General features: G+C 64.7%; 15 protein-coding genes. 9 read left to right on the top strand and 6 right to left on the bottom strand.

Features of this window, described 5'->3' with window-relative positions; genetic code table 11:
• Positions 1 to 3: 3 nt before the first annotated feature.
• Complete coding sequence (locus B7E02_RS13090; protein WP_080796703.1) at positions 4 to 585, bottom strand: hypothetical protein; 582 nt, start codon at positions 583 to 585, stop codon at positions 4 to 6.
• Positions 586 to 875: 290 nt separating this feature from the next.
• On the opposite strand from B7E02_RS13090, the gene B7E02_RS13085 reads away from it, so the two are divergent.
• The 6 genes from B7E02_RS13085 (at position 876) to rlmB (ending at position 5,957) form a co-directional block, all read left to right on the top strand.
• Positions 876 to 1,472: a CarD family transcriptional regulator gene (locus tag B7E02_RS13085; protein WP_080796702.1), complete on the top strand. Its 597-nt coding sequence runs from the start codon at positions 876 to 878 to the stop codon at positions 1,470 to 1,472.
• Positions 1,473 to 1,479: 7 nt separating this feature from the next.
• The gene (gene ispD / locus B7E02_RS13080) at positions 1,480 to 2,232 is read left to right on the top strand and encodes a 2-C-methyl-D-erythritol 4-phosphate cytidylyltransferase (RefSeq protein WP_080796701.1); all 753 of its coding nucleotides are present in this window, start codon (positions 1,480 to 1,482) and stop codon (positions 2,230 to 2,232) included.
• Entirely contained in the window at positions 2,225 to 2,707 is a 483-nt protein-coding gene (ispF, locus tag B7E02_RS13075; protein ID WP_080796700.1) for a 2-C-methyl-D-erythritol 2,4-cyclodiphosphate synthase, read from the top strand. The genes ispD and ispF overlap by 8 nt, the downstream gene beginning before the upstream one ends.
• A gap of 31 nt (positions 2,708 to 2,738) precedes the next feature.
• Positions 2,739 to 3,506 carry a glucosamine-6-phosphate deaminase gene (locus B7E02_RS13070; RefSeq protein ID WP_080796699.1) on the top strand — a complete coding sequence of 256 codons (768 nt, stop codon included), beginning with the start codon at positions 2,739 to 2,741 and terminating at the stop codon, positions 3,504 to 3,506.
• 74 nt (positions 3,507 to 3,580) lie between these two features.
• Positions 3,581 to 4,984 carry a cysteine--tRNA ligase gene (cysS, locus tag B7E02_RS13065; protein ID WP_080796698.1) on the top strand — a complete coding sequence of 468 codons (1,404 nt, stop codon included), beginning with the start codon at positions 3,581 to 3,583 and terminating at the stop codon, positions 4,982 to 4,984.
• Between the two features lie 31 nt (positions 4,985 to 5,015).
• On the top strand, positions 5,016 to 5,957 hold the full coding sequence (gene rlmB / locus B7E02_RS13060; RefSeq protein WP_080796697.1) for a 23S rRNA (guanosine(2251)-2'-O)-methyltransferase RlmB: 942 nt from the start codon (positions 5,016 to 5,018) through the stop codon (positions 5,955 to 5,957).
• Here the strand turns inward: rlmB and B7E02_RS13055 are convergent.
• A complete protein-coding gene (locus B7E02_RS13055) occupies positions 5,954 to 6,865 on the bottom strand; it encodes a carbohydrate kinase family protein (protein ID WP_425429810.1) in 912 nt (303 codons plus the stop codon). The two genes, rlmB and B7E02_RS13055, sit on opposite strands and share 4 nt — an antisense overlap.
• Positions 6,866 to 7,023: 158 nt before the next feature.
• Between B7E02_RS13055 and B7E02_RS13050 the strand changes: the two genes are divergently transcribed.
• A complete protein-coding gene (locus tag B7E02_RS13050) occupies positions 7,024 to 8,286 on the top strand; it encodes a glycoside hydrolase family 32 protein (RefSeq protein ID WP_080796695.1) in 1,263 nt (420 codons plus the stop codon).
• A gap of 133 nt (positions 8,287 to 8,419) precedes the next feature.
• The gene (locus tag B7E02_RS13045; RefSeq protein ID WP_080796694.1) at positions 8,420 to 10,381 is read left to right on the top strand and encodes a sucrose-specific PTS transporter subunit IIBC; all 1,962 of its coding nucleotides are present in this window, start codon (positions 8,420 to 8,422) and stop codon (positions 10,379 to 10,381) included.
• 16 nt (positions 10,382 to 10,397) lie between these two features.
• Here the strand turns inward: B7E02_RS13045 and B7E02_RS13040 are convergent, their stop codons facing one another.
• Genes B7E02_RS13040 through B7E02_RS13030 form a run of 3 tightly spaced genes read right to left on the bottom strand, consistent with a single transcriptional unit; the run spans position 10,398 to position 12,931 of the window.
• Entirely contained in the window at positions 10,398 to 11,270 is an 873-nt protein-coding gene (locus tag B7E02_RS13040) for a metal ABC transporter permease (RefSeq protein ID WP_080796693.1), read from the bottom strand.
• A gap of 1 nt (position 11,271) precedes the next feature.
• A complete protein-coding gene (locus tag B7E02_RS13035) occupies positions 11,272 to 11,982 on the bottom strand; it encodes a metal ABC transporter ATP-binding protein (RefSeq protein ID WP_080796692.1) in 711 nt (236 codons plus the stop codon).
• A gap of 31 nt (positions 11,983 to 12,013) precedes the next feature.
• Positions 12,014 to 12,931 carry a metal ABC transporter solute-binding protein, Zn/Mn family gene (locus B7E02_RS13030; RefSeq protein WP_080796691.1) on the bottom strand — a complete coding sequence of 306 codons (918 nt, stop codon included), beginning with the start codon at positions 12,929 to 12,931 and terminating at the stop codon, positions 12,014 to 12,016.
• Positions 12,932 to 13,024: 93 nt separating this feature from the next.
• Here B7E02_RS13030 and B7E02_RS13025 point away from each other — a divergent pair, with 93 nt between their 5' ends.
• Complete coding sequence (locus B7E02_RS13025) at positions 13,025 to 14,134, top strand: LacI family DNA-binding transcriptional regulator (RefSeq protein WP_080796690.1); 1,110 nt, start codon at positions 13,025 to 13,027, stop codon at positions 14,132 to 14,134.
• Between the two features lie 3 nt (positions 14,135 to 14,137).
• On the opposite strand, the gene B7E02_RS13020 is transcribed toward B7E02_RS13025, so the two are convergent.
• Positions 14,138 to 14,830 (bottom strand): GNAT family N-acetyltransferase, encoded by a 693-nt coding sequence (locus B7E02_RS13020; RefSeq protein ID WP_080796689.1) that lies wholly within the window; start codon positions 14,828 to 14,830, stop codon positions 14,138 to 14,140.
• Between the last annotated feature and the right edge of the window lie 262 nt (positions 14,831 to 15,092).

Below are 15,092 nucleotides of genomic sequence, written 5' to 3'. Positions count from 1 at the left end.
CCTCTAGTGGCCGGAGTGCTCCGCGTGTCCACCGACGTTGCGGTCGTTCGTGCCGGCATCGTGGACCGGGGCGGCGACGGTGGCATCGACGTTGACCACGCCGGTGTCGAAGGTGAACTCGACCGGAACGACGCCGCCGTAGGCGAATCCGGGGTTGTCAAGGGTGGTGGCCACATGCTGAATGCAACCCGCGTCGGGCTCAACGAGCTTGTCCAGTTCCTCCTCGATGTCCGCGACAATCGAGCAGTTGGCCTTCAGCGGCTCGGCGCCGGTGAACTCCACCTCGGTTCCGTCGACGGAGATCTTCTCGAGGGTGTGGGTGGCCTTCTCGGGATCCTGGTTGATCGCTGTGAACTTCAGGCCGGCCTCGCCGCCCTCGGTCACGTGCACCGTGACATCGCGGACCGCGATGGCACCGTTCTCGGAATTGACGCTGGCACCGTCGACCGCGGCGACCTGGCTCGAGGTCTGGGTGATCTGGCCCGCGCTGCACGAGGCAAGAGCGAGCGCAGACACAGCGGCCACGGTCATGATCGCGCCACGACGGGCAACCGACTTCAGGGACTTCACGGGTTCGGCCTCCATAAGGTCAAGATTCCAGGATCCGGTCCGGAGGAAACTCCGGATATTCTCTCCATCACCCTAGCCCGTCCGCGGCGGTTCACACAGTCGGTTGCGGCAACCAAGGGTGTAGACGGGGGCATACAAAAGGGGCATGGGCCCGCGCCCGGGTCGGCATCCCGTCGCTGGACCCACGGCTGTTTCCTCCCGCCGGGGCCCACCCCTTTCGTCGCGGGGATGGGGTTAGTCCATTCATGGTAGAATCGCAGGGCCTGTCCCGCCGGGGAAATGGCGTGAAGATTCAAGGAGTGGGAATGGATTTCAAGGTCGGAGACACCGTCGTCTATCCGCATCACGGGGCCGCGATGATCGCAGCCCTCGAACAGCGCGAGATGAATGGCGAAACGGTGGACTACCTGGTTCTCCAGATTAACCAGTCCGATCTGGTGGTCCGAGTGCCAGCCCGGAACGCCGAGCTCGTCGGTGTCCGCGACGTCGTCGGCGAGGAGGGGCTGCAGAAGGTTTTCGCGGTACTGCGCGAGGTCGATGTGGAGGAGGCCGGGAACTGGTCCCGCCGCTACAAGGCCAACCAGGAGCGGCTCGCCTCCGGTGACGTGAACAAGGTCGCCGAGGTCGTCCGCGATCTCTGGCGCCGCGATCAGGATCGTGGCCTTTCCGCGGGTGAGAAGCGGATGCTCGCCAAGGCCCGTCAGGTGCTCGTCGGTGAGCTGGCCCTCGCGGAGACGGTGGACGAGAAGAAGGCCGATGATTTCCTCGCACAGGTCGATGAGACCATCGCGCGTCACCGCGCGGATCTCTTCGGCGACGAGGAGAAGAAGGATGCCTTCGATGACTTCGATGATTCCGATGTGGATCTGGATGATTTGAGCTTCGACGACGACGAGGACTAGGCCGGGCATGTTCACCACGGGCATGCCGGTGATCGCCCTGCTCGCGGCGGCGGGGCGGGGAACCCGCCTGGGTGGTCCCGTTCCCAAGGCCTTCGTACCGCTGCGCGGCCGCTCCCTGGTCGAACGCTCCCTGCAGGCCATGATCACCTCCGAGATGGTCGACGAGGTGATCATCCTGGTCAGCCCGGACATGAATGACTACGCCCGTGCGCTGCTGGGCAGGCGCGGACTCCTCGAGACCAACCTTCCGGTACGGTTCGTCCACGGCGGTGATGAGCGCGCCGATTCCATCTGGGCGGGGCTGCAGAGCATTACGCTTGACGACGCCGCCGTTCTCATCCATGACAGCGCACGCGCGCTGACGCCCCCCGGCCTCATTGCCCGCGTGGCGGGCAGGGTCCTCGACGGCGCGGACGCCGTCGTCCCCGTGCTTCCCGTTGCGGACACCATCAAGCGCGTCGACAAGCAGGGTCGCTACGTCCTGGACACGCCCTCGCGGGCGGACCTGCGTGCCGTGCAGACGCCCCAGGGGTTCCGACTGTCCACGCTGCGCGCGGCCAATGAGAAGTTCTTCGCCGATCCCGAGCCGGGATTCGTTCCCACCGATGACGCCAGCCTCATGGAGTGGTTCGGCGCGCAGGTCATCTGCGTGCAGGGCGATCCCATGGCGTTCAAGGTGACCACGCCCATTGACATGATGCTCGCCCAGCGCATCACCGATGAAGCTGAACCGACCATTTTCGAGGTGCCCGGTGACTGACCCCATTATTCCCCGCGTCGGCATCGCCTCCGACGCCCACCAGATCGAGGAGGGAAAACCCTGCTGGATCGCCTGCCTGCTGTTCCCCGGCGTCGACGGCTGCGAGGGCCACTCCGACGGAGATGTGGTGGCGCACGCCATCGTCGACGCCCTGCTCTCCGCCTCCGGACTGGGGGACCTGGGCTCCTTCGTCGGAGTGGGACGCCCGGAGTATGACGGCGTCTCTGGCACCCAGCTTCTCGTCGAGGTCTGTGAACTCCTCGAGTCCGAGGGTTTCGGCATCGGCAATGTCGCGGCCCAGCTGATCGGGCAGTCCCCGAAGTTCGGCCCGCGTCGCGAGGAGGCCCAGGAGGTTATCTCCGGTATCCTCGGTTGCCCGGTGTCACTGTCGGCCACCACCACCGATCATCTCGGTTTCACCGGACGCGGTGAGGGTCGGGCCGCCATCGCCACCGCCGTGGTGTGGCGGGCCTGAGGCCACCCGGCCCGCACAGGAAGGACATGACGTGGACATTCTCATTCGCGACAGCGCCGAGGAGGTCGGCGTCGCGGCCGCTGACCTGATCTCCGGGCATGTGGGGAGGAACGAGACGATCGGTCTGGCCACGGGTTCCTCTCCGCTGCCCACCTACCGCGAGCTCATACGCCGCGTCGGCGCGGGTCAGCTGTCCTTCCGCAATTGCCGGGCGTTCCTGCTCGATGAGTACCTCGGGCTGGGCCCCGGGGATCCCCACAGCTACCACCGCACGATTCGCGATGTGTTCACCGCGCACATTGATATCGAGGATTCGGAGGTTGTGGGCCCCGATGGCACCGACCCCGACCCCCGCGCCGCCGCCGCACGCTATGAACGGCGGGTCGTCGGGGCGGGCGTCGGTGTTCAGCTGCTGGGGATCGGAGTCAACGGGCACATCGGATTCAATGAACCGTCGAGTTCTCTCAACGGCGAAACCACGGTACAGGCCCTGCATCCCCAGACGGTGCGGGACAACGCGCGCTTCTTCGACTCCGTCGGGGATGTCCCGGATTACGCCATCACCCAGGGGCTGGGGACCATCATGCGGGCCGGGCACCTGGTCCTCGTTGCAACGGGCACGTCCAAGGCCGAGGCCGTGCGCAGCATGATCGAGGGGCCGGTTTCTGCGTTCTGCCCGGCCTCGGTTCTGCAGCTGCATCCCAGGGCCAGTGTCATCCTCGATGAGGAGGCCGCGGCGGGGCTCGGCTACCTCGATTTCTACCGCAGCATCGATGCCCGCCGTTTCCCCGTGCGGTGATCCGTCCCGACCTCGGCCCGCGCGATGATGCCGCAGCCGATCGCGGGTTTGCCCCTCCAGTTAGACTTGGATGCGTGACTCTACGCATCTATGACACCGGTACCCGTTCGCTGCGCGACTTCATTCCCCTGAGACCGGGGCACGCGTCGATCTACCTGTGCGGTGCGACCCCGCAGTCCCAGCCGCACATCGGCCATGTCCGCTCGGGGGTTGCCTTTGATATCCTGCGCCGTTGGCTGCTCGCCGGGGGACTGGATGTGGCCTTCGTTCGGAATGTCACCGACATCGATGACAAGATTCTGACGAAGGCCGCGGAGAACGGATGCCCGTGGTGGGAGTGGGTGTCCACCTACGAAAGGGAATTCACCTGGGCCTATGACACCCTCGGGGTGCTTCCACCAAGCGTTGAACCCCGCGCCACCGGTCATGTCACCCAGATGGTGGAGTACATGCAGCGGCTGATGGACAACGGCTACGCCTATGTCGTCGACGGCTCCGTCTACTTCGATGTCGCGGCCTGGGCCGCGGCGGAGGGCTCGGACTACGGCGCCCTCTCCGGCAACAGGGTCGAGGACATGGAGCAGGGTGAACCGGATTCCTTCGGCAAGCGCGGCCCGCAGGATTTCGCACTGTGGAAAGCGGCGAAACCCGGCGAGCCGAGCTGGCCCACCCCCTGGGGCGAGGGGCGCCCCGGCTGGCACCTGGAATGCTCGGCGATGGCCACCTACTACCTCGGCGCGCAGTTCGACATCCACTGCGGTGGGCTGGACCTGCAGTTCCCGCACCATGAGAATGAGATCGCGCAGTCGCATGCCGCGGGTGACAGGTTCGCCAACTACTGGATGCACAACCACTGGGTGACAATGGCGGGGGAGAAGATGTCCAAGTCACTGGGTAATGTCCTGTCCGTGCCGAGGATGCTGGAGAAGGTCCGTCCGGTGGAACTGCGCTACTATCTCGGCTCCGCGCACTACCGCTCGGTGCTGGAGTACTCCGAGGAGGCGCTGCTGGAGGCGGCGGCGGGGTATCGCAGGATCGAGTCCTTCCTCGAGCGTGCCGGCGCGGTGTCCACCGGTGGTATTGAGGTCGGAGAGTGGACGGAGGGTTTCGCGGCGGCGATGGACGACGACATCGCCGTGCCCAAGGCGCTCGCCGAGATCCACAACGCCGTCCGCGAGGGCAACAGCGCCCTGGACCGCGGCGATAGGCAGCAGGCGCTGCAGCGTGCAGCGGCTGTCAGGGCGATGACCGGGGTGCTCGGCATCGATCCGCTCTCGCAGAAGTGGGTGGATACCGACTCCCTGGCCGTCGCCGCACAGGAGGCGCTCGATGTCCTGGTCGGCGCCGAGTTGGAACGACGGGAACGGGCGCGCGCCGAGAAGAACTGGGCGGTGGCGGATGAGGTCCGCGACCGCCTCCAGAGCGCGGGAATCGATGTGGTGGACACGGCCGATGGTGCATCGTGGAAACTGCAGTAGAGTGTGAGACTTCGAGAAAGGTATTTTCATCATGGCAGGAAACGATGGCCGTCACGGCGGTGTCCGCAAGACCAACAAGAAGGGTGCGCAGAAGGGCAGCGGCGGTCAGGTTCGTCGTGGCCTGAAGGGCAAGGGACCGACGCCCAGGGCCGAGGACCGCACCTACCACGCCGCGCACAAACGCAAGGTGGAGCGGCAGCGCCGGGATCAGGGTCGACACGAACGTGATCAGACGGAGCTGGTCGTCGGCCGGAACCCGGTCATCGAGTGCCTTCACGCCCGGGTGCCCGCCACCGCCCTGTATGTCGCCGAGGGTGCGGCGAATGATGATCGTCTCACCGAGGCGGTGCACACCGCCGCCGGCCGTGGCATCCCGGTGATCGAGGTCAACAGGCTCGAACTCGATCGCATGACCGGGAACGGCATGCACCAGGGAATCGGCCTGGCCATTCCGCCCTTCGAGTACGCCAATGTCCATGATCTCATCGCCAACGCCGCGGCCGCGCCGGGACCCGGAATGTTCGTCATCCTCGACAACATCACCGACCCCCGCAACCTCGGCGCGGTCATCCGCTCCGTGGGCGCCTTCGGCGGCAACGGTGTGGTCATTCCCGAGCGTCGATCAGCATCCGTCACCGCTGTGGCCTGGCGGACCTCCGCGGGCACCGCGGCCAGGGTGCCGGTGGCCAGGGAGACCAACCTGACCCGCACCGTCAAGGAGTTCCAGCAGAACGGCTACCAGGTCGTGGGGCTCGACGCGGGCGGCGACCACACACTCGACACCTATGACGGAACCGACAACGTGGTGATCGTGGTCGGCAGCGAGGGCAAGGGCATCTCCCGGCTGGTCCGGGAGAACTGCGACACCATCATGTCCATCCCCACCGAACCGTGGGTCGAGTCCCTCAACGCCTCGGTCGCGGCCGGCGTGGTGCTCTCGGAGTTCGCCCGCCAGCGCAGGGCCGCGAACTAGGCCGGCGGAGCCCCGTTCAGCAGGGCCTCGACCTCGTCACGGGTCGGGGGCTGGGCGCCCTGGCGGGAGCAGGTGATCGCGGCGGCGGCCGCCGCGAAACGGAGGATCCCGGCCAGGGTGTCCTCCGGGATATCCGGGATCCCGTCAACCCCTATGCCGCGTCGCGCCAGCTCCACGATCAGTGCGGCCAGGATGGTGTCCCCCGCACCGATGGTGTCCACCACCTCCACCTCGGCGGGGGGAATGTCAATGACCGTCGATCCGCGGACCAGGGTCAGCCCGTCACCGCCGCGGGTGATCACGATCAGGGGCACCGAGGCGATCACGTCCGGTCCTCCGAAGAAATCCACCTCGTCCTCGCTGAGCTTGAGCAGATGGACGCGGTCCAGCACGCTGAGGAGCCTGCTGCGGTGGGTGTCCGTGGCCGAGATCGTCCTGATGTTCGGGTCGAGTGCGATGAAGGAGCCGGCGTCGGACATTGTGCGCAGGAGCTCGAGGTAGCGGCCCGCACCGGGCTCGAGCACGAGGGAGACGGTGCCGAAGCAGGCGTATCCGGACATTACCGTCGGCGGATCAACGAGACGGTCCGCGGTGCCCTCCACGTAGAAGTTGAAGGACGCGGAGCCGGAGTCGTCGATGCTGCTCACGGCGAGGGTGGTGGGTTCCTCACCGCGCTGGACCAGGTTGGTGGACACACCGTTGTGCCTGAGGGCTGCGTGGAGGGCCTCGCCGAAGGCATCGGTGGACAACCTAGAGAGGAACTGGACCTCCCCGCCCAGTCGTGCCGATGCGATGGCGGCGTTGAAGGGTCCGCCGCCGAGTGCGGGCTGGAGCGGTGAGAGGGGGCCCGCAGCCTGGTCGGTGGGAACCAGATCGATGAGGCCCTCCCCGCAGACAGTGATCATGATGTGCAGTACCTTCCGTCGGTTGGGTGAACTTGCTTGGTACGTGGTTATAGCCAGTATGCCCGAGAAGGTCGCCGGGATCCGGTGCATCCGTGGGATTCCGCTCACTCTGTGGTGTCTTTTCCACCATCCCTGCGCACGGCTACGTAATCTGTGGAAGCATGCAGCGATTCCGCCCCCGCTTCCACCTCACGCCCCCGACCGGAAGGCTCAACGACCCCAATGGTCTCTACCTTGACGGGGATATCCTCCACGCCTACTATCAGCATGATCCCGGCTTTCCCCATGGGAACAAGCGCACGGGTTGGGGCCATGCCAGCACCAGTCTCACCGGCGCCGACCGGTTGCGGTGGTACCACCACCCCGATGCCCTTTACCCGGACATGCCCTATGATCTCAATGGTTGCTACTCGGGCTGTGCGGTGGTCGACCGAGGGCAGCTGCGCCTGTTCTACACCGGCAACCTCAAGGCCGCGGAGGGGCGCCGGGCCACCCAGAACATGGTCCTGGTTGAGGATCCGACGGGTCCGATGGGAGGTATCCATCTCCGATCACCGCGCAACCCCCTCATCGACGGCCCGGCCGCCGGTTTCACGGCGCACTACCGCGATCCCATGATCTTCGAGGAAGGTGCGGGCTGGCGGATGATCCTCGGTGCACAGCGCGATGACGGCACCGGTTCCGCCGTGCTCTACCGTTCCGCGGACCTGGAGAACTGGCACTTCGACGGTGAACTGCTTATCGACGCCTCCACCGCGGCCCCGGGCACCGCCGCGGACGTGGTGCCCGGTGGCTACATGTGGGAGTGCCCCAACCTGTTCAGCATGGTCGACGAGGTGAGCGGTGAGGAACTCGATGTGCTCATCATCTGCCCGCAGGGACTCGAGCGCATCGACGGGGATCTGACGCACTATGCGAGCTCCGACCAGTGCGGCTACCTTGTCGGTCGCTTCCACGACACCACCTTCACCGTGCTGCGAGGGTTCAGCGAGCTCGATCACGGCCATGAGTTCTATGCTCCGCAGGTGACCGCGGGTGGCGCCGGGGTGGTGTTGATGGGCTGGATGGGGCTGCCCGGTCAGGACGATCAGCCGACGGTGTCGGAGGAGGGGTGGGTGCACTGCCTGAGCGTGCCCCGGATCCTGCGCCTGGTGGACGGGGTGCTCCACCAGGAGCTCATTGTCCCGGAGGGACAGGCACGCAGCTTGTCACTGGGTGCTGAGCACGTCCGGGTGGATATCCGATCGGACGTCCACCTGGAGTGGGACGGTCAGCGCATAACTGTTGATAGGGCCGGTGACCGCAGAAGTGTGGCCTGTCCGCCAGGGGAACTCATGATGGTTGAGGATGCCACCGCCATCGAGATAACTGCAGGAAATGGGCGGGTAGCCTTCGCGCTACGTAGTTTCTCGGACATGATTTAGATTACTCGGAAAGAAGGGTGTGACGGTTTGGTCACACTTTCTCGGAATCTCTGGAGGGGCACAACCAAGCATTGTTGAATATGGACTAAGCCTTCAATTCCATCACAATGGTGTTCTTGCCCAGGGAGATTCAATGGACCACGAAAAAGTAGCCGAGCGTGTCATCGTCGGCGTCGGCGGTGAGGGGAATATCGTCGCCGCAGCCCACTGTGCCACCCGTCTGAGGATGGTACTCAAGGATTCAAAGGATGTTGACCGCGATGCGCTCGACAACGATCCCGATCTCAAGGGAACCTTTGAAACCGGAGGCATGTTCCAGGTCATCGTCGGCCCGGGCGATGTGGACCGCGTCTTCGACGAGATGGACAGGGCGACGTCGAAGGACATCGCCGTCTCCACCGAACAGCTCAAGGATGTCGCGGCCAACAGTGGCAACTGGTTTACCAGGGCCGTCAAGGTACTCGCTGACATCTTCGTGCCACTTATCCCGATTCTGGTCGGCGGCGGTCTCCTCATGGCATTGAACAATGTTCTCACCGCGGCCGATCTCTTCGGGCCGCAGTCCCTGGTGGACAGGTACCCCGCCATCACCGGCGCCTCGGAAATGATCAACCTGCTCGCCTCCGCACCCTTCGCCTTCCTGCCGGTTCTCGTCGGTTTCACCGCCACCAAGCGATTCGGTGGCAACGAGTTCCTTGGTGCGGGTATCGGTATGGCCATGGTGTTTCCAACGCTGGTCAACGGCTACAGTGTGGCCGAGACGATCGCCGCGGGAGACATGACCTACTGGAACCTCTTCGGCCTTGACGTCGCCCAGGCCGGATACCAGGGCACGGTGCTCCCGGTCCTCGTCGTCTCGTGGATCCTGGCCACCATCGAGAAGTTCCTGCACAGGCACCTCAAAGGAACGGTGGATTTCCTCCTCACTCCGTTGATCACACTGCTCATCACCGGTTTCCTCACCTTCATCGCCGTGGGTCCCGTCATGCGCTGGCTGGGCGACTGGCTGGCCTCGGGGCTGCAGAGCCTCTACGACTTCGGTGGCCCGTTCGGCGGTTTCCTCTTCGGCCTGATCTACTCCCCGATTGTGATCACCGGTCTCCACCAGTCCTTCCCGCCGATCGAGCTGGAACTGTTCAACCAGGGTGGATCCTTCATCTTCGCCACGGCCTCCATGGCCAATATCGCCCAGGGAGCGGTGTGTCTGGCGGTGTTCTTCCTCGCCCGTTCGGAGAAGCTCAAGGGTCTGGCGGGTGCCTCGGGCATCTCTGCCGTGCTGGGGATCACCGAACCAGCGATCTTCGGTGTGAATCTCCGTCTGCGTTGGCCCTTTTTCATCGGTATGGGCGCCGCCGCGATCGGTGGCGCACTCATAGCCGTGTTCAACATCAAGGCGGTGGCACTTGGGGCCGCCGGCTTCATTGGCGTGGTCTCCATCCGCGCCTCCGACATGGGGATGTTCATGGTCTGTGCGGTGACCACCTTCGTGGTGGCATTTGCCGCGGCCTTCGCTTATGGAAGGTATCTGGTCAAGCGTCGGGGCAGCATCGATCCGGATGCCGTGGAGGCGGACCCGGTCGTTGAGGCCATCCCAGTGGTGGAGGCGGCGGAGGATGCAACGGTGATCTCCTCCCCGTTGACCGGTCAGGCTGTAGCTCTTTCCTCAGTCTCGGATCCGATGTTCGCCTCGGGGAAACTGGGTGAGGGCGTCGCGATCATTCCCTCCGAGGGACGTCTGCTCTCGCCGGTCAGTGGCAAGGTGGTTGTCGCCTTCCCCTCCGGCCACGCCTTCGCCGTGCGATCCAGAGGCGCAGATGGAAAGAATGTGGATATTCTCATGCACATCGGTTTTGATACCGTCAATCTCAAGGGTGAGCATTTCACTCCGTTGAAGAAGCAGGGCGATGAGGTGGCTGTGGGCGATCTGCTCTGTGAGTTCGATATCGAGGGGATCAGGTCCGCCGGCTATGAGGTGACCACCCCGGTGGTGGTGTCCAATTCCAGGAAGACCGGACCGGTGGGCGTCCAGGCCGTCGGGCCGGTGCACACCGGTGACCGCCTGCTGAGCGTCGACCCGGTGCACGTGGACGCGTGAGCGCCCGGTGGGATCCTCAGCCGTGGAGTTGGCGGCGTCTTAACGCATCCTCGTCGCGCTGCGCGTCGCGGCCGCGCAGCCAGCCGATGAGGCGGCACACCAGATAGATCACAAAAGAAATGGTGGTCACGAAGACGCTGACGGGCAGCCCCGGCGCCAGGGAGAGGATGAGGCCGCCCGCCGCGGCGACCTCGGCGAAGAGCATGGACAGAAACACCGCCTTCAACGGGTTCGAGGTCACCTGTACCGCGGAGGCGCCGGGGACGATCAGCAGCGCCATCACCAGCAGGGCACCGACGATCTGCACGGACTGTGAGGCGCTGAGCCCCACGAGCACGGCGAAGCCCACGGCGATCAGCCGGACGTTGACGCCGGAGGCCTGCGCGAGCACCGGGTCGGCACTGGCGAACAGGATCGGCCGCCACCAGATGATCATCACCGAGACCACGAGTACCGTCACCGCGGTCAGGATCCACAGCGACGCCGAGGACACACCCACGATCTGTCCGGTGAGCAGGGAAAATGCGGTGGAGGAACGGCCCGGGTAGAGGTGGATGAACAGCACGGAAAGGCCGAGCCCGAAGCTCAGGATCACGCCGACCACGCTGTCCTGCTGCTTCAGGCCAAGTACCGCGAGCAGAATCGCGGCCAGCACGGAGCCGACGACGGCGCCCACCCCGACGTTCAAGCCGAACAGCAGCGCCGCGGAGGCACCCATGAGGGCGAGCTCGGCGGTACCGTGCACGGAAAAGGACATCTGCCTGACCACGATCAGGGGGGCCAGCACCCCTGAAAGCACGCCCAGCAGGGCGGCAGCGAGAAGGGCGTGCTGGACGAACCCCACCCCGAGCAGGTGCTGGGTGTCGGCGAACCAGGTGGAGACATCCATCTCAGACCACCACGATCCGGCCGTCGACACGCACAACGTTGACCGGTGCGGCATAGAGCTCACTGAGCTTCTCGGACTGCATCACCTGATCAACCGATCCTATCGTGTGGCCGTAGGGGGCCAGGTAGAGGATTCTGTCCACATGTTCAATGAGCGGATTGATGTCGTGGGTGACCACCATCAGAGCGGTACCCTCCTTCTTGAGCTCGGCGAAGAGTGAAACGGTGTGCTGCTGGACGCCGGGGTCGAGGCTGAGCAGGGGCTCGTCGGCGAGCAGGAGACGCGGTGTGACAGCCAGCGCCTGGGCCTGGCGGATCAGTTGCTGCTGGCCGCCCGAGAGCTGGCCCACGCGACGCTGTGCCAGCCCGGTGGCACCGACCCGGGCGAGCAGTGCGTCGACATCACCCTTCGGCGGCTTTCGGCCCCGCAGCACCCCGTGGGCCGCGGACAGCGATACCAGGTCGCGGGCCCGTAGCGGAAGATCCGGTGGGAACATCCGCTGCTGCGGGATAACTCCGATGTGGTGCCTCGCCTCATCGGCGATCCGGACGCTGCCTGCGGTCAGATGGCGGGTACCGAGGATGGTGCCCAGCAGGGTGGTCTTTCCCACCCCGTTGGGACCGAGGACGACGAGCAGCTCGCCGGGTTGAAGCTCGAGATTGAGATCCTTCCATAGAGGATCCACCGCGGCGTCGGTGAAAGATAACAGCATCGTGTCGATTCCAGTGGGTAAGCGGGAGGGACTAGGCGGACGTGGCTGCCTTTTCCAGGTTGTCCACCGCGGTGGTGAAGGTATCCAGGAAATTCTCGCCCAGCGGGGGAGTCTCGGAGATCTCGACGATCGCGATTCCATTCTCCTGGGCCAGATCCCGCAGACTGGTGGCAACCGGTGTGGCGGACTGCGGGTTGTAGATCAGGATATCAATGCCGTTGTTCCGGATCAGCTCCTGGAAGGAGTCCACGTCGGCGGCGGAGGGTTCACCCTCGCTCAGGGTGGTGGCACGGTATCCCTCCGGGGTGGATTCGATCATCGCCGAGTCCTTGACAATGTAGTCGGCGATCGGTTCGGTCTGGGCCACGCGCACGGCCGGAAGATCGTGGATGCGGCCATGGAGTTCGTCCATCTTCGCGGTGACCGCCTGCGGGGTGACCGTGATGTTCGAGTCGAGTTCGCTCGCCTTGTCGGCGATGTCCCCGGCGACCTCGGATACGGCTTCGGTGGAGTACCAGATGTGTTCGTTGTCCACGTCGCCGCCATGGTCATGGTCATCGCCGTCGTGCTCGTCCCCGTGGTCGTGCTCGCTCAGCGGAAGCGCATGGATGATCCGGGAGTCGTTGTCGTCGAGTGAGGAGTAGAGCCAGGCATCGTAGCCGCCACCGCCGACGACGATGATGTCCGCGGTCTCAACCTTCGCCATGTCCGCCGCGGTCGGCTCGAAGGAGTGGGGGTCCGCGCTGTCGCCGACGATGATGGCGTTGACGTCGGCGTCCCCGACCGTCGCCTGTGCCACGTCGGCCCACACCTGGGTGGAGGTGACGATGTTGATCGTGCCGCCGTCCTGTGGCGTCGCCTCCGATGATTCATCGGAGGCGGAGCAGGCGGTGAGCGACAGCATGGCCAGGGGAAGCGTGAGGGCGAGGGCCCTGAGTGTTGGTTTCATGGTTTCAGCTAAGTACTAGTGAAAACGCTTGTCAACATGAAAATCAATTGAAAACCCGGATAGAACGGCGGCTACTGGTAGGTTTAGAAAATTATGGCACGGCGACCTCAGCATTATGGCACCCTCGCTTCAATCGCGGCGAAGCTCGGCGTTTCGCGGACCACCGTGTCCAATGCCTATAACCGGCCCGAGCAGCTCTCGGCCGAGTTGCGCCAGCGCATCCTGGACACCGCCGAGAAGATGGGCTATCTCGGACCCGATCCCATGGCCCGCAGCCTGCGCACCCGGCGTGCGGGAAGCATCGGCGTGCTGCTGACCGAGCACCTTTCCTACGCATTTGAGGACATGGCCTCGGTGGATTTCCTCGCGGGCATGTCGGAGGCGGCCTATGGGTCCGACACCATGCTCACCCTCGTCCCGGCTAGCCCGGACACCTCCTTCGACGGGGTGTCGGCGCAGGAGCTGATAAGCAAGGCGGTGGTCGACGGCTTCGTGGTGTACTCGGTGGCCAAGGATGATCCGCACCTGGCTGCGGTCAAGGCCAGGGGTCTACCCGCTGTAGTCTGCGATCAGCCCGCGGACGAGGTGGGGCTGCCCTTCGTCGGCATCGACGACTACCTCGCAATAGCCCCTGCAGCCCGGGTGCTCATGGAGGCCGGGCACCGCAGGGTGGGGATCCTCTCGATCCGCCTGGACAGAGTGCGTAACGACGCCCGGGTGAGCAGTCAACGCCTCGAAGGCGCCCAGCACCACGTTCAGCAGTCACGTATCCGGGGCGCACTGGATGTGTTCGCCGCCCACGGTCTGGAACCGGGCAGTGTGCCCGTGATCGAATGCTGGCTCAACGACCGCGCCCACAACATTGCGGCCGCGGGTGCACTCCTGGAATCCCACCCCGACCTCACTGCAGTCCTGTGCACCACGGACTCCCTCGCCTTCGGAGTGCTGGAGTACGCCTCCACCCACGCCATCTCCGTGCCGGGTGAACTCTCCGTCACGGGTTTCGACGGCACCCAGCTGGCGCTGGCGCACCAGATCACAACCGTGATCCAACCGAACCGGCGCAAGGGGTTCGAGGCCGGGAACCTGCTCTTCGGGATGATCGAGAACAATATCGCAGACACCCCGGAGCCTCCGGCGACCAGGGTGATGCTCGAGACCGGATTCAACGCCGGAATCACGGTCGCCACACCGGCGACCTGAGGATCAGTGCTGGTGTGACAGCCGTCCCAGGGTCTCCTGCGCCGCACGGTCGGCGGCTGTGCGCTGCTGGGGAGTGAGGTTCTCCAGACGGAGCCCGGGCCGGTCGCGCCAGCGGAAGGTGCGGTTGATCGTCTGGCGTTGTCGCAGACCGCGCCACCGCGCCCTCAGGCCGGAAAGATCCACGCCTTCGCGTGAGGGAGTGATCTCCTTTTCAAAGGGTAGCTTCCCGATCTTCTCAAAATCGGCATCGAGATTGAACAGCGGGGTGTAGCCCAGGCTCAGGTAGAGGTGGCGCGCCTCGGGCTGTCTGGGGCCGGTGGTCAGGAAGATGCGCGAGTAGCCGCGCTCGGCGATCTCCCTTTCCAGGGCGCCCATGATGGTCCGTGACAACCCCTGGCGCCGGTGTCCGCTCGAGGTCCAGATGCGTTTGATCTCCGCGGTCTCCTCGTCATGGAACATGAAGGCGCCACCGGCGACGGTGTCGAACCCGCGCCGGATCAGGAGAAAATCCCCGTACGGCGGTTCGAAGAGAAGCGGTGGGTAGATCTTCGATTCATCCGGGTAGTTCGCCGGCTTATTAAAGCCCGTATAGCCCTCGTACCGGCCGGCGTACTCGCGCGCGAGTTCCTCCACCAGCGGCAGCGCGTCGATTGAATCAAGTCTGGAATGGACTAGTTGGTCTATTTGTGTGGTCATGCGGGTCCTCCGGATGTGGATCAGAGAAGTGATCCCACCATCAAAGCGCAGGTCGGGGGCAGTGGCCAAGCATTTGTTTCTGGATAAGAGAAATCACGGACATGGGGATCTAGCTGCATTGATTCCACCTGGGGCAGCGGTTACCTCCATTCTTCACGGTTGGAAGTAACCATTGCAGACAGATCGTTCTGTTCTCTAGCGTGTCACAACATTAACCCGTGAGATTTCCCGGAGTGTGCGCAGGAAGTTCAGGCCCACCCGA

The sequence above is a fragment of the Corynebacterium pacaense genome, assembly GCF_900169525.1.
Classification (GTDB): domain Bacteria; phylum Actinomycetota; class Actinomycetes; order Mycobacteriales; family Mycobacteriaceae; genus Corynebacterium; species Corynebacterium pacaense.
The sequence above is the reverse complement of the archived record's forward strand: the minus strand, read 5'-3'. Positions and strand labels throughout refer to the sequence as shown.